The organism is Microbulbifer variabilis, from assembly GCF_020524905.1.
Classification (GTDB): Bacteria; Pseudomonadota; Gammaproteobacteria; order Pseudomonadales; family Cellvibrionaceae; genus Microbulbifer; species Microbulbifer variabilis_A.
This window is the reverse complement of the sequence record NZ_JAIVKI010000007.1, coordinates 121,990-139,142: the sequence shown is the minus strand read 5'-3', so window position 1 is coordinate 139,142 and position 17,153 is coordinate 121,990. Positions and strand designations below refer to the sequence as shown.

Genomic DNA, 17,153 nt, shown 5'->3' with positions numbered 1-17,153 from the left:
AGCTATTCGAGAGTTAATCATGGGAAAACAGGATTCCACTTGTGGCTGCGGCACCAACACTGAACCTCAGCAACAACCAGTCGACAGTGGCGCTGGAAAGGAGAGTGAAATCTCCCTCTTCTCGATCACCAAAATGGACTGTCCCACTGAGGAAAGCCTGATCCGCGCCAAACTCACCCCACTGGAAGGGATCTACAGCCTCGACTTCAATCTGGTGCAACGCACCCTGCGGGTGGGACACGCCCCTGGTATGCAGCAGCAAATCCTAGACATACTCGCCCCGCTGGATCTTGAGGCCAGGATCGCTTCCCCGTCAGATACAGAAAGCGCACCACCAGCCGCCAAGGCTAACTGGTGGATTCTGGGTGCGGCGGGTTTGGCGGCACTTGCCTCCGAGTGGGTGTTCTGGCTACAGGGAGGGAATAACTGGCTGGTAATGCTTCTGGCGCTCGGCGCCATTGCCGGCGGGGGGCTTTCCACCTACAAGAAAGGCTGGATTGCCCTTAAGAACCGCAACCTGAATATGAATGCGCTGATGTCCATTGCGGTCACTGGCGCACTTTTGATTGGACACTGGCCCGAGGCGGCCATGGTGATGGTGTTGTTTACCCTGGCCGAGCTGATTGAGGCCAAGTCGCTGGACCGTGCCAGAAATGCCATTCGCGAATTGATGGACTTGGCTCCTGAAACTGCCACAGTACTTGAAGCTGGTGGCCAGTGGCGCGAAGTGGATGCCAAAACCGTTTCTCTCGATGCCACCGTCAGGGTCAGGCCCGGCGAGCGCATTGCCTTGGATGGCGAGGTGGTAAAAGGCAACTCCGCAGTAAACCAAGCCCCAATTACCGGCGAAAGTCTGCCGGTGGACAAGACAGCGGGAGACAGCCTCTTTGCTGGCAGTATTAATGAATCCGGCGCATTGGAGTATAAAGTTACCGCCGCCGCCAATGATGCGGTGCTCGCCCGAATTATCCACGCGGTAGAGGAAGCCCAGGGCAGCCGTGCCCCCACCCAGCGCTTTGTGGATCAATTCGCCCGTTGGTATACCCCCTTGGTGTTTGTGGTAGCCCTGGCCACTGCGCTGATTCCGCCGCTATTTTTCTCCGGCGCCTGGATGGACTGGATTTACCGCGCCCTGGTACTGCTGGTGATCGCCTGCCCCTGTGCCCTGGTCATTGCTACCCCGGTCACCATTGTCAGCGGCCTGGCCGCCGCCACAAAACACGGCACACTGATCAAGGGCGGAGCATATCTCGAAGAGGGGCGCCGCCTACGCTGGCTGGCCCTGGATAAAACCGGCACCATCACCCATGGTGCACCGGAAGTAACCGATTTTGCCCTTATAAACAGTTCAGATGAGCGACAAATAAAGCACCTTGCCGCCAGCCTCGCACACCGCTCCGATCACCCGGTTTCCAAGGCCGTGGCGGACTTTCTCAATTTAGGTGAGGGGAACTTGCAAGAAGTAGAGGCCTTTGAGGCCCTTGTTGGCCGGGGAATTCGCGGAGAAATCGAAGGCACCGGCTACTACTTAGGCAATCATCGCCTGGTGGAGGAGTTAAAAGTCTGCAACGCTGAACTCGAGAATCGGCTCTCCAAACTGGAGTACCAGGGTAAGACTGTGGTGATGCTGGTGGATGAGAACGGCGTTTTGGCCCTTTTTGCCGTGGCCGATACCGTAAAGGAATCCAGTCGCAAGGCCATTGAGGAACTCCACCAGCTGGGGGTGAAAACCCTAATGCTGACCGGCGACAACCAGCACACCGCTGATGCCATCGCCCAGGAAGTGGGCATAGACCGGGCCCTGGGCAATTTGCTACCTGAGGATAAACTGCGCGAAGTGGATTCCCTGGCGGGCCACGGGCGTGTCGGCATGGTGGGCGATGGTATCAATGATGCCCCTGCCCTGGCGCGCGCCGATATCGGCTTCGCCATGGGCGCTACCGGCACCGACGCCGCCATAGAAACTGCCGATGTTGCCCTAATGGATGACAACCTGGGTAAGATCGCCAGCTTTATCCGCCTCTCCCGGACTACCGCGCATATTCTCTGGCAAAACATCGTCCTCGCCCTCGGCATCAAAGTGATCTTCCTGGCACTCGCCTTTGCCGGCGAAGCCTCAATGTGGATGGCGGTATTTGCAGATATGGGCACCAGCCTGCTGGTAGTTTTTAATGGGCTGCGGTTGATGCGGAAGTGATAGGGTTTTGGAGTTCGAGCTAACTCGGGTATCTATATTTGCCAGATACATTTGTCTTGCCAAGCACCCTGCAATGTCAGGGTGTCATCACATGGTTCAATTATTCTCTGTCCACTACATTACTGGCAGCAGCCTTCAGGCAAAACATTTCCTGCAAGTGCTCTAAAAACAAACGAACCCGATTAGGCTGAAATTTCCGACTGGGGTATACTGCATAGATTCCCAGTACTGGAAATTCTGCATCGAGCTCTATAGGGACCAGTTTACCTTGATCAATCAGTTCTTCTACCATGATCCTAGGCAATAACCCTATTCCCATACCACGCGCAATAGCATCACGATGAGTGTGCGTTTGGTTAAGCACTAACCTCCAAGGCTGGCTGAATTTACGAATCCCCTTCGCTGTTACCAGCGGCCAGCTATTCCCCAGGCGGGTTGCACCAAAACTCAGGCAAGCATGTCCAGACAAATCTGCCAGTGTTTTAGGGGTTCCATGTTCTCTCAGATAGTTAGGGGAAGCGACTAGGACAAATGGGGTGCCTGCAAGCTTTCGCATAATTAAAGAGCTATCTTCCAGAGAGATCGCCATTCGGATAGCGATATCAACATTGGAACTTACAAAATCCGTTCTGTCGTTATCCAAGGAAAGATCAAAAAGAACGTCGGGATATTTTGCTTGAAAGCTTTCAATAAGCTCCAACAGATGAGGAGAGCCCAACCCTTCCGGTGCAGAAATGCGAATAATGCCACTGGGTGTTTGAGCCCGACCTCCGGAAACGACCTGCTCTAATGAGACCAGCTGGTCAAGCATTTCCTTACAGCCCTGATAGTAAAGCTGGCCGGCTTCGGTAATTTCCATAGCCCTAGTGGTGCGGTTGATCAAACGCAAGCCAAGTAGATTCTCCAAGTCGGCCACGTGACGCCCAACAATTGCGGGGCTGATGCCTTGATCATCAGCAGCTGCAACAAAACTGCCCAGTTCCACCACTCTGCAAAACAGAGCCATCTTTCTCAACTTGTCCATTCGATACTTTTAGTAAGTTCTATTATTACTTTAGCTGTGATTATTTTCAGATAGGTATTGATTATATTGCACTCTAAGCTAAACGCTATGGACTTTTTAGAGCCCCTAGCCGTTAACACCAGTATCAACAGGCCCAACCAAACTGAACCCTTGGAGCTGAACGATGAGATCGAAGCATATTACTCCTGCCAATGCCCAATCCCTCAAGGTTGAAGGCGGTGAGACAACACTGTTTCTCGCAACGGCTGCCGACACCGCAGGACGTGTCACGGTGTCTGAGAGTTGGCTGCCAAAAGGCAACGGTGCGCCATGGCACTACCACGACATAGATGATGAGATTTTCTATATCGTTTCAGGTGAAGTCGAGTTCGGTGTTAACGATGACGAGTTCATTGCTACTGCCGGAGACCTGGTGATTGCGGGCCCCAAGGTGCATCGCAGATTTAAAGCACTGACAGACAGCCGACTCGTAGTGATCAATGCACCGGGAGGACCAGCGGAGGCCTTTATGCACGATGTATCCAATTTATCCGATGCGCCGACACAAGCTGACAAGGAACGCTTCGTTAAGCAATACGGGATTCATATTGTGGACAAGTAAATATAACTACTCGTCAAGACGGGTGCCGCCCAATATGCAGTAACAAGAGGTGATCGCTTGCGCAAAATCAGGAAATGACTTTTATCTTTGTACTCAAGACCGCGGTAGTTATGCAAATCCGTTAGGCTCTCAAACACATAGTCAGAATGTTTTTGGGCGTATAGCTCCTGATCATCAAAAAACTACCGGTATTCAGCACTCTTAGAAGGAGATGAGACATCACCTCCTTCTAAGAGTGCTCTCAGCTCAAATAATACTATGGCTTCACTCTTCAGCAACCTGATAAGGGCATCCAAATAGAGACCAAAATGCCAATGAAAACCTATTGCGGCGAAGCTGTAGCAAAACTCTACGTCATTACCAGCATCTCGCAAGTTGAGGATCAACTTAAAACGCTCTAACCCATTCGCATGACAGTAATTTTCAGTTCCCGTCTTACCAAGTAGGCAGCGGAGAATGTCACTATAAACTGCCCACTCATTTGCAAGGCAAACTTTGGCCAAAAGTCAATTTCTTCAGTGAATAGGGATAGTACAAGGTTTCCTGGAAACAAAAAAACACGGAAATACTGCCAACCCCCACCTACAATCAGCCAATTATAAGCAAATGCAACGATTCCGATCAGCAGGGCAATAACACCAATAGCTATTGACTGCCTAACATCCTTATTCATAAATATTTCTCATCGCTTTTATAGGGCAGCTTAGTGTCACTTTACTCCGACAATCTCTTTTTTAACATAAATACCCAGCCGTTTTGAGAGACGGACCAGATTGCCCCGGTCAGTAGAAAGCAAATTGGCAGCCCTGCTCCAATTTCCTTCACACTGAATCAAGATATGCTTAATCAGATCTCGTTGGTAATCTTCGGTTGCGGCTCTAAGGTTTATTACTTCGAGCGTCGGCGCAAGGGGTTTCTCAAAGTCTGCCTGCGCCACCATATCTTCAGGAATCTCTATATGCGCTGCGGTTAGCGATACAATTTCAGAGGGAGACGAGTTCTTTCTGGCCTTGAGTGCTGCGCGGCTAATGATATGCTCCAACTCCCGTACGTTGCCCGGCCATCCGTAGCGCTTTAATTTGCTGGAGGCGTCCGCAGTGAGTCTTAGCTGGCGGAAACCCAGTTTTCTCGTAGATCTCTCCAAGAAGTAGTCCGCCAGCAAGAGAACATCATTTCCCCTCTGCGATAGCGAGGGTACTTCCAGGGGGTACACAGAGAGGCGGTGATATAAATCGGCCCTGAAGGCACCCTTCGCGATTTCTTTCAGCAAATCCCTATTCGTGGCTGCCACAATACGCACATCCACAAGCTGCACTGCATCTTTACCAACAGGCTGGATTTCACCACTTTGCAGCACCCTCAACAGCTTGCCCTGTACAGACAAAGGCAGCTCACCTACCTCATCCAGAAAAAGAGTTCCGCCGTTCGCCAAGAGAAACTTACCGGGGCGTTCCCGCTCCGCGCCGGTAAAGGCCCCTTTGGCATGCCCAAATAATTCAGCTTCTGCCAGTGTTTCTGTCAGGGAAGCACAGTTGAGATATACCAGCGGTTTCTCCTTGCGCGGGGACAACCTGTGCACCGTTCGGGCAACCAATTCCTTACCTACACCGGTCTCCCCGAGAATAAGCACGTTGTAGTCGGACCCAGCGACCAGTTCAATATCACTGCGCAGGGTCTTCATTACCTTGCTCTCACCGATCAGTTCGCCACCATCCCGCTGGAAGGCTTCCTGGGTCAACTCTTTCACCAGCTGCTCGGCATGCTCCGCAGAAAGAGAAAGCGCTTTAAGTTCCAGAGCGGTTTTGAGTGTTGCGGCTGACAGAGCCGCAATCAGTTCGAGAGTTCGATCACTAATTAGGCTGTAGGCATCGGATGCCATACTATCCAAGGTCAGCAGCCCCACCAGGTGATTATCGGAATAGAGTGGCAAACCAAGGCAGGAGTGCACCGGTAGATCCCCTTCCCTATCTAGCAACAGGCCATCAAAAGGGTCTGGCAGGTTACAATCAGAAGGGAAGCGAACAGGTGATTCAGAGTTACAGATTTGAGCCAGGCGGGGATGTTCACTAGCCAGGAAGCGCCGACCCAATGTGCGCCTGGCCAAGCCCTGCACGGCCAGGGGCGTAAGCACCTCTCCATTCAATCCCATCAGGGCAACCGCATCGCACTTAATGGCCTTGCGGATGGTGGAGAGCAATCGTTCGAACCGGTCGCTATTATTCAGGCTATTCGCGAGATCCAGCGCCACTTCAAGCAGCAAAGTAGAATTGATATCCACCAAAACCCAACCAGTCAATAAGTTCTCTTAGAGTCATTATGACACATTTATAGATTCAGTCAAAATGACACAAGCCTGGCAAATACAAAATGTATCTTATTGTTTTATAAAGATTTTTTAGATTGGCACATCCTTTGCCTAGTAACTGTTGAGGTTATTCAGTAATAGAGGCAAAGACAATGCTGGACACATACACTCTGAAAATTCGCAGACGTTTCGAACTTCTGCTCAAGGCCGGAAATCTCACCCTGTTACTCTCAGCTCCCCTGCTGCTACTCACCGTTGTTATCTGTTATCCGTTCTCGCATTATTTTTCGATTCCAGCCCAGGTGGCTGGTCATATTTTTATGATTATCAGTGCAACGTTTATCAAGATTGGTTACGTAAGCCGCTGTGTTGCGCAATACAACCTGTGCCAGGAGGTTCGCTGATCTTGGCGCAATAGCTTCTCGCCCTCATCGTCATCCAGTACTTTGGGGGCGGCCTTACAGACTTCGGGATTTTCCACTTCAACTTCCCTCCACTCCCGTGAAGCCTCTATTTCGGTGCTATCTTCTCCCCAGTGCCGCGATTCATGGCGCTCCTATCAAGAGAAACCCCACAGGGGAGATTTAATGTCCGCGATGAGCCGCTTGGCCCTGCTGGCTGTCGTTTTTGTCGACTTAATGGGGCAAGGGCTGCTATTCCCCATCATCAGTGAGCTGGTCATGTCGACTAAGTTTCACTTTCTACCTTTAGACACCCCGCAATCCACACGCCACCTTTTCTATGGCATCGTTATCAGTAGCTTTTTCCTGGCTTGGTTTTTGGGCGCTGTGTATGTCGCGAAGCTATCCGACAGTATCGGGCGAAAAAATGCAATGGTGCTCTGTCTGGTTGGTGCACTGGCAGGCTACGCCATCACAGTGGTAGCACTATTCACCAGTAGCCTGTGGCTGCTAATTTTGGGGCGTATAGTGAGTGGATTTACCGCAGGAAATCAGCCCATTGCCCAGGCGGCAGTGATTGATGCCAGCTGCAGCGAACTGGATGCCTCCAGGAACCTTGGGCTACTGGTGGCTGGAATGAGCGCTGGGGCAGTAGCCGGGCCGATTATCGCTGGCGTATTAGCCGACAAGGCACTATTAGGCAATATCGCAAGTATTCAGCTCCCTTTTTATTTCGCGCTACTGTTGGTTGGCATTACTCTAGGCCTGATTCTGGCGTTTTATCACGATAGCCGGAAGCCTACGGCACCTGTTCAACTACGTTTCCTCGACCTGTTCAGGCAATTTGTGCATCTGAAAGACCGCCCGCAGGTTGTCAGACTATGCCCTGCCTACCTGAGCTTTATGCTGGTACATCTCAGTTTTTATATCTTTATCACCAACTACTTGAATAGCCGCTTTCAACTTGGGTTGCTGGGAACCAGTATGGCTATGTTGTTTATGGGAATCGCCGTGGGCATTTCCAGTATTTTTCTGGTGAAACCCGTGCTATCCCGATGGAGTAAGCCTCTGATCATTAAAGTATCGGCATTTATCATGGGCGCTTGTGCACTGATCTTTGCCTTTAGCAGTCAGGTTTGGCTGTGTTATCTGAGTGTGTTTATCGCTTATTTAAGCTTTGGGGTAGCTTATCCAGCACTATTGCATCTATTTGCCCAGAGTGTGAATGAGAGTGAGCAGGGCTGGGTAATGGGTATCGCCACGGCAGGATTTACCATAGTAGCGACTCTTATCTCACTGCTAGGTGGCGGCGCCATGGAGATCAATATCCGGCTGCCATTTTTTATAACCGCCGTCGCAGCCGTCTTCGTTTTGATACTGATTAGGCTCGGCTGGCGTTATGACGCGATAAAGAAAATTATTGATAAGTAAAAATAGCCCTCAATGTAATTGCCTCTGCAATCTCACTAAAACTCAAGGCGCACAATGCATGATTCGCGAAGAGAGCCGTAGCGATATTACTATTTCTTCCCAATCCAACTTACAGCTTGCTCGCCAAATCCTTAATTTCATGATTGAGAATTCGATCGTTATGACTGTAATCCACAGGCACATCAATCAAGTGCACCCCACCCTCATGACAGCATTTCTCAATCATCGATTTTAATTCACCGGTGGCCTCAATTCGATGGCCTTGAGCACCATAAGATTTTGCATAGGTGACAAAATCAGGGTTGGTAAAATCGAGCCCGAAATTTTTTAGCTCCATCATGGACTGCTTCCACTTGATCATGCCATAGGCATCATCACGAAGAATCAACACAATGAGATCCAATTTTAAGCGCACAGCCGTTTCTATTTCCTGGGAGTTCATCATAAAACCACCGTCTCCGCAGATCGCCAACACCCTTCTATCGGGGCAGACCAACTTGGCTGCCATGGCCGATGGCAGACCCGCACCCATGGTGGCCAGCGCGTTGTCTAAAAGCACAGTGTTCGGGTAATAAGCAGGATAGTTACGGGCAAACCAGATCTTAAACATGCCATTATCCAGGGCAATCACGCCTTTTTCCGGCATCACCTCCCGCACATCCTTCACTAGTCGCTGGGGTCGGATGGGGAAGGTATCCACACTTGCCCCCTCCTCTATTTGCTTCTGTAATGCCGAACGTATGCGATGGGCATCGCTAAAGCTCCAATGCTCCTGAGGCTCCAGATTCTCCTGCAATTGCCATAGGCTATTTGCAATATCCCCAATTACTTCTATCTGCGGGAAGTAAACCGGGTCCACTTGAGCCGCATTGAAGTTGATATGTACGACTTCAGGCCCTCCAGGGCGCATAAAGAACGGGGGCTTCTCCACCACATCGTGACCCACATTGATAATCAGGTCCGCCTGCCCGATTGCGCGGTGAATGAAATCTTCATCGGATAAGGCCGTGTTACCTATAAAGTGCGGCCCAGATTCATCGATCACCCCTTTGCCCATCTGGGTGGTGATCGCGGGAATCCCCAGCTTCTCTACGAATTTCCTCAACATCTTCGATGTCAGCTTTCTATTCGCGCCGGCGCCAATCAACAAAAGGGGTTTACGAGCGGCGGTAATGGCCTCAGCCGCCTTACGAATGGCTTTCTCTTCGGCAATGGGGCGGCGGGAGTAACTGATTTCGAGCACCGGCATAGAGGAGTGCTCGCGGGCAATATCCTCAGGAAACTCCAGGTGTGCGGCACCGGGCCGCTCTTCCTCAGAGCGGCGAAATGCTTCGCGTACATGTGCAGGCACATAATCCCCACCCACAATTGTTTTCGTGAATTTGGTGAGTGGACGCATCATATCCACGATATCGATAATCTGGAATTGCCCTTGCTTAGAACTCTTGATGGGCTTTTGCCCGGTAACAAGTACCATTGGCATTGCCCCCAGCTGGGCATAAGCTGCTGCGGTGACAAGATTGGTAGCGCCAGGACCCAGAGTTGACAAGCAAACGCCAGGCTTGCCGGTAAGGCGGCCATAAGTCGCAGCCATAAAACCTGCTGCTTGTTCGTGGCGGGTAAGGATTAATTGAATTTTGGAGCCCCGTAGAGACTCCAGCACGTCGAGATTTTCCTCACCAGGAATACCAAAAACATACTCAACCCCCTCAGCCTCCAGGGCGCGTACAAATAGATCGGATGCTTTCATAGGAGCGTCTCTCGTCGTTGTAAGCTCTATAGAATCAGCCAAATCCGGGATGTTCGACGCCTCTATTCACTAACCCCAGAAGGCTAAAGCTACCCACTTCTTTCGTCACTCCCAGCGGGCAGTGACATTAATTTGAACATACAAAAGTCAAACCCCTCTGAGTTTTAGCACAGGATGACGTCTTCGGTGCCCACAAGCTCCACTTTTCCCTACACTCCAACCCTAGGGATTACTATAAAAGACAGAATTCCTCCACACGCACTACTTGCCAATATCATTGAGTGGAGAACTCCATCTAAAAAGGCCTTCCCCATGGATCTCAAGAGTCGAATCAAGGACTTAATGTTGCCAACTGCGACTCTATCCACCTTGATGGTAATCCAACCCAGCCTGCCACCAACCAACAACCTCTGCACAAAAGATAGCTTTCCCGATTTCCATTAATAGCGTCTCTATGAAAAGCAAAGAGAAGAGCAGCAAGGGAAAATGGTTTCTATCACTCGCTGCGCTTGGGGTGGTTTTCGGGGATATCGGTACCAGCCCTCTTTACGCGGTTAAGCTTATTTTTCACTCGAGATTTGGTATTCCCTTGAGCGAAGCCAATATCCTGGGCGGTATTTCTGCGATCTTCTGGGCTCTAATCGTGATAGTGACAATCAAATATGTCACCTTGATAATGCGCCTGGATAATCGTGGTGAAGGCGGCATCATGGCGTTGATGACGTTGGCATTGGATGCCGCAGAAGAACGCAAGTATCTACAGTGGTTTATAGTTGGCGCCGGTATCTGCGGTGCCGCTTTGTTCTTTGGAGATGCCGTCCTTACCCCCGCAATCTCTGTACTTTCAGCCATTGAGGGGCTTGAGGTGGGCGACCAGACACACAAAATCCTGGTCGTTCCAATTGCCATAGGGGTGTTAATCAGTCTATTTTTTGTGCAGCGTTACGGCACCTCTACTGTGGGTGCCCTATTCGGACCGGTTACCGCCCTGTGGTTCCTCACCCTGCTGGTAGTTGGAATTTCCAGTATCATCAGTAACCCCCAGATTCTCCAGGCCATAAATCCGGTACATGCTCTAAGATTTCTAACCACCCATGGATTTAGCTCTTTCCTGGTTCTCGGTGCCGTTCTACTGGTTTTTACCGGGGCCGAGGCGCTTTATACCGATATGGGACATTTCGGTCGCAGTCCTATCAGATTGGCCTGGCTTGGATTGGTATTTCCTGCTCTATTTCTGAACTATATGGGGCAAGGGGCACTTTTGATGAGTAATCCCCATGCCGTGGACAACCCTTTCTACCGCATGTTTCCCAGCTGGGGGCTTTACCCGGTGATCGTGCTTGCCACCGCCGCTACGGTCATAGCCTCCCAGGCTTGCATTACCGGCAGCTTTTCTATGGCCAAACAAGCCATGCAACTAGGATTCCTTCCCAGGCTTGCCCTCAAGCACACCTCAGCACACTTGGAAGGGCAAATTTTTATGCCGGGGGTAAACAGGCTACTTATGCTTTTAGTTATTGGCGCCGTTGTAGGGTTTGGCTCCTCTACAAATCTGGCTAGTGCCTACGGTGTTTCTGTAAGTGGCGCCATGCTGATAAGTACCTGCCTGGCGGCAGTTGTTTACCGAATTCAGATGAAATATCACTTACTGCTATGCATCTCAGTTGCAACCTTCTTTATCTGTATCGATCTGTCTTTCTTCTCTTCCAGCCTATTAAAAATCAGCCACGGAGGCTGGTTCCCACTGGGCCTGGGCGCAATAGCATGTATTTCTATGTTTACCTGGAGGGATGGCAAGGAAGTATTGGCACAACATCTTCAGCGACAGGAGTTTAAGCTGGAGCCCTATTTGGCAGCCCTTCTGGCAAAGAAACCACTGAGAGTACCTGGAACTGCTGTATTCCTTATCTCAAGGCAACTGTATGCCCCTCACGCCTTAATCTATAACCTGAAACACAACAAGGTTTTGCACGAAAAATTACTATTTATTACCGTATCTTTTGTAAACACCCCGCGGGTAATGCCTGGCAACCGATATATACTCAGCGAAATTGGAGAAAACTGTTTTTACTTACTTCTACGCTATGGCTATATAGAGCAACCTGATATCTGGAAGGTTCTTAAGGGACTTCGATCCAAAAAAGAATTGGATTTTGAGCCTAACAAGGCTTCATATTTTTTAACTCGGCAGACCATCATTCCCTCCAAACAAGAAGACAGCCACATGTTTCTCTGGCGGGAGCGACTGTTTGCCACAATGTTTCGCAATGCCAGTAGTGCGGTAGAGTATTACCGCATTCCTTCAAGCCGGGTAATTGTCATGGGCGAGAAAATTAGGATATAAATCCAACATTATCAGAGTGGCACCGGTCAGCGCCACTTACTTTGCTCTGTTACCGCCTTCTATATTGAAGCATTTAAAAGCGGTTGGGCCAATTATCCACCTTGGACCTCAAACGGCTAAATGACCCCAAGCCTCGACAAATGTTGCCGGGTAAACCGAATACGCTTTGTCTGTATTTCGGCAAAATTCTTACCATCTATATTCGCAGCAAAGAAATACATGTTGTTACCAGTCTCTACTACGCCGACATACCAGCCCTGGGCAAAATCATCGGAAATTTGCCCTCCCCCACTCTTCGCATATAGCTTGTATGAATCTGTTTCCTCTACCAGCATCACTTCTTTAAATAAAGACAAGGTCTCTTGGGAAACAGGCAATGAACCGGAAAACAACTTTTGTAGGAAGTCGACTTGCTCTCTAGCCGAAATCTTCAAGCTGCCATTTAGCCAAAATTTATCCAGGCCGGAGGAAATATCCCTATTGCCATAATCAAATTTGCTCAAATATTGACTCATCCGCTCCTCACCTATTTGAATGGCCAGCTGACGGTAAATAGGCACTGCGGAGTTCTGGAATGCCGCCCGGATGGGGAGCGGCTTGTCATACCAAATACTGGGCCACCAACTTTGCGCTGGATACTTCAAGTGGTCAAAGGTTAATTCTTGAACAAGACTGTGAACTACCCCGGTATCCAGAGCGATCAAGGTATTGGGCACCTTGAAGGTTGAGAAAGGGGTAATCCTGACATCTGCCCTACTTTCATTAATGATTGAATAGGTGGCTTCTTTGTGATTCTTAAGAACAAATGTGCACGACTTCCCACATTCAATATTTTCTGAAGACCAGGCAAGACTGCTCACAAAAAGAGCGAAGAACACGATTACTTTCAAGTTAAACTTCCCGAAGATATAGATTGATAAGACTATCAGCTCAGGGTAGCAATCATAAACGATCTTGCTGCATTCTCACCCGCCTTCATTTCAAAACCAATCAGACCTGCTGAGTGATTTAATACACAGCGATTATTGTCGGCATGTGAATCCGTTAGTGGATATGCCCAGGTCTTCTACTAGACTGCATCAATTCCACTAAGGCCTTATGAGCATCAACAAAACCCAGCCCAGTATTATTAGCACCCAAGTGAGAGTGCCTTGCCGTGCCCTGAAGAGCCTGCACAACCATTGGTACGGCCTCATCCTTAGAGTATCCATAGTGGTCAGCCGCATCCAATAGAAGCGCACTTACAGCTGCCAATTGTGGGGCCGCAAAAGAACTGCCAGATTCAAAGTTTTGGCTAGAAGCCGAGTAAACAGCATCACCTGAGATGGCGAAGCTGCGGTTGATCGCCAACTCGTTATAACCAGGAACGGTAGCAGTTAGAGATACCTCATCGGAAAATGGTTGCAAGTTAATCGCAAACATCAGGTTTTTATTACCCTGCATGCTTTGGTTTTGAAGTAAGAAAGCTTTAATCAGATCCAAATCATAAGTAAAGAAACTTCCCAAAGGGGGAAGTCCCAGACGTTTACGCACATCCGTATCCTCACCGTTCAAATCCGTACCCGTATTTCCTATAGATTTGGTAAAAATTTTGGACTGTAGAATATGTGATAGATGGTCTGAGAACTCTGGATCTAACTGATCATTGGTGATATGGAAGGCCCGGCTCATATTAATCACACTGATATCATCTCGACTACGCATATAAGCCATGGCTTCATTGTATGTCTTACTCTCGGTACTTATGGGTACAATGGTGGCCTTAGGTGCAATATCGAGGATAATATCGATGACGGTATTGCCATGCAGGAATGTGATCGGGTCACCAAACTGAACTTCCGCTTCGATATTTGGGTACTGCTCACGTTGTTCCTGCAAGCGGACAGGATCAAACAAATCGAACACCCCAATAACAATACCCTCCCCATCAAAATGCCTAACTAGATTATGTTGTTTAAGGTTATAACCGGGCACATAGGGATACAGAAAGTCATTAAGCTCCTGCCTAAACAGATCCAAATCTGCGATAGCGGCTTCAAAAGCCTGCCTATACTCCTCCTGGTAATCCTCTGGCTGAAAGGTGTACAAAAGCTCGGCAAGCACTGTAAATTCAGTAATAGACTGCCCCCACTTGTGCATTTTTAGCTCATCGACCATATAGAGCGATTTCGCCCGCCCCTGATATTGGTCAAACTCAGCAGCCAGGTAATCATCGAGTATTGGAGTAACAGGCTCTTCCCAAGGCCATGGGGTCAGTTCCTTAATTACCTGCAAAGAGACTCTTGCCTGATCGACGTTGGGATTTGATGCAAAGACCTTTACACTAAATACTATAAGCAATACCACAAATACTATTTTATTCAAAACTTGTTCCTTTTTATTGAAATTTATTTTGGATACTAGCTTGGAGAACTCATCACTAAGAGCCATATAGAGTATCTATCGCTTTTCACCACGTAGCCGCTTAGTAGGAATAAATAGGAACATGGAACAGGTTCAAAGACAATATACCGATGAAAATTTTTGATGTTTATAGTTAACCTTCAAAAATTAAGAAACCCTACCATACATTATCTTAAACATTTATTGTCGAAGCCTACATCTCAACCTCTACCAATAAAAATGATAAGCTTATTCAATCTGCACACAAACCTTGCGTTCTTGATTTAAAAGGAATTGGATATAAAAGATGAATTCCTCCCGATAATAGTTGGGTTCATTAATCCACCAACTTTAGAGCATTTTAGAACTTACCCAATTGAAACTTCAAAGAAAACGGACATCTGCTCAATAGTTTCATGATATGGTTTAACAAATCTAATTTGTGCCCCATCAATTTCGGTAAGTTGTCTTGACCATGTCAAATCATAAAGAGTTTTTAAATCATTCTTATCGGCTTTGGTAAGCCCACTATTTTCTCCATAGTTCATAATGGAGAAGGCTTATGTACACCGTAAATCACACTGTGCCAAGCTTTCTCTTTCAGATCAGCAAAGAAATGTCTTAACTCAAAAATATGACCCAGCTCATGAATCATAGTATCAACCTGCTCTTTCCGGTTTTGTTCAAACATTGTGGGAAAGAGCACCAGCTCATTACGTCCCGGGTTAGGAAAAAAGGCGCGTGATAATGTACAACCTACCACACTACAAATTTCTACAGACTCTACTCTAATTTTGAAGTCCCAAACATTTGGGTTCTCATTAAATTTGACCGGAGAAGCATCACCCCACTTTAACAGAGCCTCACCAAGTAGAGCTCGAATATAGTCTTTTACTTCATCTGGCTTTTTAAAATACCGCAAAGACTCTTCATCAAACTTCCACCTTAGAGTTACATTCTTTCCCCAAAGGGAAATGTATCCCTCCCCGCTGTGCAACACCAAGTCAAGCGGGGATCTATTCTCTAAGACAGGATATCCAACTTTATCAGTGACACAGACCTTATTGTCATCATATTTATGAACTATTGGCTCAGCACAAGAAACACATTCTTTCTTTGACTTAAGTTCCAGCTGAAACGTTTCCTTTTCATAGCTACCATTTTCTGTTGACACTGTTATCCACCAACACGCAATAAAGAACTATAACTAGAAGATAATTCATGCTTGATAAATCGAGGGGATATGGGTGGTCTCTTGCAGCAGAATCCTTTCGTGACAACATTAATACTTCATTATCTATGCCGTGACGCTATTCGCATCGATTAATCAGGTCCAGTTGACACAATTAAAGATCGGCTATGCAAATACACGAGCCTGTAGAAATATACACTTATATCACTTATAGCGTTGTATCTATAGCTCTCCTTTTTATACCTTTATACGTCAAGGATGACACTAAAGCCGCCATAGATAAGTCGTTTGCCATCAAACGGCATCGGGTTTTCCTCTGGGTGCATTCTTGGATCATCCATAAGAGCTTGCCAGCCAGCATCACGAATCTCTTTTGATGGCCAAATAGTCCAGGAGAATACAACGGTTTCATTCTCAGTACATTTTATAGCCATAGGGAAGGAGGTGACTTCACCATCAGGAACATCATCCCCCCAGCATTCCACAACCTTCATGGCGCCCTGCTCTTTAAATAGTTCTGCGGCAGTCTTTGCATACTCTATATAAACTTCTTTCTTTGCTGTAGGCACAGCCACTACGAAACCATCTACATATGACATTTGATAACCCTCTAGAAATTCATCTTGGATAGGAAGCCCACCAGAAATATCAAAAAACTCGGCCTACATATATAGTACAATCTCAAAGACAATCCCCTTCCTTCTTCGTTTATTATCCAACTCTCACCGGCTTTATCACACGCAAATTTAAAAAATCAATGCCAATACCATCCATAACCCTACGATTTTCCTAGAAGCTGTCTCACATATTAAAATAGCTATTCTCAAGCAGCCACATAAAAAGACCGGCATTAGTGAGCCGCTTCAAGCCTGAGTTAATCGACACTCAGTGGAAATTCATCAAGCCTTGCCTTCCCAATCCTAAACAAAGGGAAGTAGGCCCAAAACCCATTGATAATCGAGCTGGTTATGAAAGTATATTGCGGGTTTTATTCTCAGATGCACGATGGAAAGATCTTCCTTCATACTATCCATCATCAAGTACTTGCTGTAGAAGGCTTCAATTTTGGGAAGAACAAGGAGCTTGACTAAATTAATATTGATTTTATACGTTGCCCTGGTAGGAACTTGTATTTATATATCTCAATCAGATTTTTGGCCCACCTCCAACGGGCCCTACTCCAATCATTGCTTGGTGCACACCGAATACTTCATAAATCTGTTGAATGGCATGGTAACCCTGTAATATTTGAAACTTCACATCATGACCGGGAAGTCAAATACTGAATAGGCGAGCGAATTCTTGGACTTTATTCCTACCCTATTATCAAATTGATAGTCCGTCCCTGTTCTTATTGCTTTGCTGGTCTCGAATGATAGCAACTCACCAAGGCTCTTATCGCCAGGCCCTGTATTTATCTTTTGAATCCATCGTAGACTTTCTTACAACATATCTAACACCAACCTTAATCATATAAATTTTATCAACCAGCAGCTATAAAGCCTAAAAGCCTAAAAGCCTAAAAG

At 47.7% G+C, this 17,153-nt stretch carries 15 protein-coding genes; 6 read left to right on the top strand and 9 right to left on the bottom strand.

The genetic code is table 11. The features are described from left to right. The first annotated feature begins 19 nt into the window (after window positions 1-19). A complete protein-coding gene (locus LC073_RS10360; protein WP_226646730.1) occupies window positions 20-2,197 on the top strand; it encodes a heavy metal translocating P-type ATPase in 2,178 nt (725 codons plus the stop codon). Window positions 2,198-2,297: 100 nt separating this feature from the next. On the opposite strand, the gene LC073_RS10355 is transcribed toward LC073_RS10360, so the two are convergent. Continuing rightward, window positions 2,298-3,203 (bottom strand): LysR family transcriptional regulator, encoded by a 906-nt coding sequence (locus LC073_RS10355; RefSeq protein ID WP_226646861.1) that lies wholly within the window; start codon window positions 3,201-3,203, stop codon window positions 2,298-2,300. A gap of 181 nt (window positions 3,204-3,384) precedes the next feature. Between LC073_RS10355 and LC073_RS10350 the strand changes: the two genes are divergently transcribed. Further along, window positions 3,385-3,822, top strand: coding sequence for a cupin domain-containing protein (locus LC073_RS10350; RefSeq protein WP_152453506.1), 438 nt, complete (start codon window positions 3,385-3,387; stop codon window positions 3,820-3,822). 397 nt (window positions 3,823-4,219) lie between these two features. Here LC073_RS10350 and LC073_RS10345 read toward each other — a convergent pair whose 3' ends face one another. Together LC073_RS10345 and norR are read right to left on the bottom strand one after the other, a co-directional pair. Further along, window positions 4,220-4,495 (bottom strand): hypothetical protein, encoded by a 276-nt coding sequence (locus LC073_RS10345; protein WP_226646728.1) that lies wholly within the window; start codon window positions 4,493-4,495, stop codon window positions 4,220-4,222. A gap of 36 nt (window positions 4,496-4,531) precedes the next feature. After that, complete coding sequence (norR, locus tag LC073_RS10340; RefSeq protein ID WP_226646726.1) at window positions 4,532-6,118, bottom strand: nitric oxide reductase transcriptional regulator NorR; 1,587 nt, start codon at window positions 6,116-6,118, stop codon at window positions 4,532-4,534. Window positions 6,119-6,279: 161 nt separating this feature from the next. Here norR and LC073_RS10335 point away from each other — a divergent pair, with 161 nt between their 5' ends. Then, entirely contained in the window at window positions 6,280-6,531 is a 252-nt protein-coding gene (locus LC073_RS10335) for a hypothetical protein (RefSeq protein ID WP_226646724.1), read from the top strand. 183 nt (window positions 6,532-6,714) lie between these two features. Beyond that, on the top strand, window positions 6,715-7,959 hold the full coding sequence (locus LC073_RS10330) for an MFS transporter (protein ID WP_226646722.1): 1,245 nt from the start codon (window positions 6,715-6,717) through the stop codon (window positions 7,957-7,959). A gap of 109 nt (window positions 7,960-8,068) precedes the next feature. Here LC073_RS10330 and LC073_RS10325 read toward each other — a convergent pair whose 3' ends face one another. Then, window positions 8,069-9,709, bottom strand: a complete 1,641-nt coding sequence (locus tag LC073_RS10325; protein ID WP_226646720.1) for an acetolactate synthase large subunit — start codon at window positions 9,707-9,709, stop codon at window positions 8,069-8,071. 454 nt (window positions 9,710-10,163) lie between these two features. Between LC073_RS10325 and LC073_RS10320 the strand changes: the two genes are divergently transcribed. Further along, complete coding sequence (locus LC073_RS10320) at window positions 10,164-12,053, top strand: potassium transporter Kup (RefSeq protein ID WP_226646718.1); 1,890 nt, start codon at window positions 10,164-10,166, stop codon at window positions 12,051-12,053. A gap of 116 nt (window positions 12,054-12,169) precedes the next feature. Here the strand turns inward: LC073_RS10320 and LC073_RS10315 are convergent, their stop codons facing one another. From LC073_RS10315 to LC073_RS10295, 5 genes are all read right to left on the bottom strand, one after another. After that, window positions 12,170-12,943 carry a penicillin-binding transpeptidase domain-containing protein gene (locus LC073_RS10315; RefSeq protein ID WP_226646716.1) on the bottom strand — a complete coding sequence of 258 codons (774 nt, stop codon included), beginning with the start codon at window positions 12,941-12,943 and terminating at the stop codon, window positions 12,170-12,172. 154 nt (window positions 12,944-13,097) lie between these two features. Next, on the bottom strand, window positions 13,098-14,483 hold the full coding sequence (locus LC073_RS10310) for a hypothetical protein (RefSeq protein WP_226646714.1): 1,386 nt from the start codon (window positions 14,481-14,483) through the stop codon (window positions 13,098-13,100). 320 nt (window positions 14,484-14,803) lie between these two features. Continuing rightward, the gene (locus LC073_RS10305) at window positions 14,804-14,983 is read right to left on the bottom strand and encodes a hypothetical protein (RefSeq protein ID WP_226646712.1); all 180 of its coding nucleotides are present in this window, start codon (window positions 14,981-14,983) and stop codon (window positions 14,804-14,806) included. Beyond that, window positions 14,980-15,609 (bottom strand): matrix metalloproteinase-11, encoded by a 630-nt coding sequence (locus LC073_RS10300; RefSeq protein WP_226646710.1) that lies wholly within the window; start codon window positions 15,607-15,609, stop codon window positions 14,980-14,982. The genes LC073_RS10305 and LC073_RS10300 overlap by 4 nt, the downstream gene beginning before the upstream one ends. A 263-nt stretch (window positions 15,610-15,872) precedes the next feature. Then, the gene (locus LC073_RS10295) at window positions 15,873-16,226 is read right to left on the bottom strand and encodes a DUF1428 domain-containing protein (RefSeq protein ID WP_226646708.1); all 354 of its coding nucleotides are present in this window, start codon (window positions 16,224-16,226) and stop codon (window positions 15,873-15,875) included. A gap of 254 nt (window positions 16,227-16,480) precedes the next feature. On the opposite strand from LC073_RS10295, the gene LC073_RS21940 reads away from it, so the two are divergent. Beyond that, window positions 16,481-16,714: a transposase gene (locus tag LC073_RS21940; protein ID WP_226646706.1), complete on the top strand. Its 234-nt coding sequence runs from the start codon at window positions 16,481-16,483 to the stop codon at window positions 16,712-16,714. Window positions 16,715-17,153 lie beyond the last annotated feature (439 nt).

Bases quoted from the DNA above. Each gene is read 5' to 3' on its own strand.
- LC073_RS10360 (WP_226646730.1), top strand. From the start codon at position 20: ATGGGAAAACAGGATTCCACTTGTGGCTGCGGCACCAACACTGAACCT.
- LC073_RS10355 (WP_226646861.1), bottom strand. From the start codon at position 3,203: ATGGCTCTGTTTTGCAGAGTGGTGGAACTGGGCAGTTTTGTTGCAGCT.
- LC073_RS10350 (WP_152453506.1), top strand. From the start codon at position 3,385: ATGAGATCGAAGCATATTACTCCTGCCAATGCCCAATCCCTCAAGGTT.
- LC073_RS10345 (WP_226646728.1), bottom strand. From the start codon at position 4,495: ATGAATAAGGATGTTAGGCAGTCAATAGCTATTGGTGTTATTGCCCTG.
- LC073_RS10335 (WP_226646724.1), top strand. From the start codon at position 6,280: ATGCTGGACACATACACTCTGAAAATTCGCAGACGTTTCGAACTTCTG.
- LC073_RS10330 (WP_226646722.1), top strand. From the start codon at position 6,715: ATGTCCGCGATGAGCCGCTTGGCCCTGCTGGCTGTCGTTTTTGTCGAC.
- LC073_RS10325 (WP_226646720.1), bottom strand. From the start codon at position 9,709: ATGAAAGCATCCGATCTATTTGTACGCGCCCTGGAGGCTGAGGGGGTT.
- LC073_RS10320 (WP_226646718.1), top strand. From the start codon at position 10,164: ATGAAAAGCAAAGAGAAGAGCAGCAAGGGAAAATGGTTTCTATCACTC.
- LC073_RS10310 (WP_226646714.1), bottom strand. From the start codon at position 14,483: ATGGCTCTTAGTGATGAGTTCTCCAAGCTAGTATCCAAAATAAATTTC.
- LC073_RS10305 (WP_226646712.1), bottom strand. From the start codon at position 14,983: ATGAACTATGGAGAAAATAGTGGGCTTACCAAAGCCGATAAGAATGAT.
- LC073_RS10295 (WP_226646708.1), bottom strand. From the start codon at position 16,226: ATGTCATATGTAGATGGTTTCGTAGTGGCTGTGCCTACAGCAAAGAAA.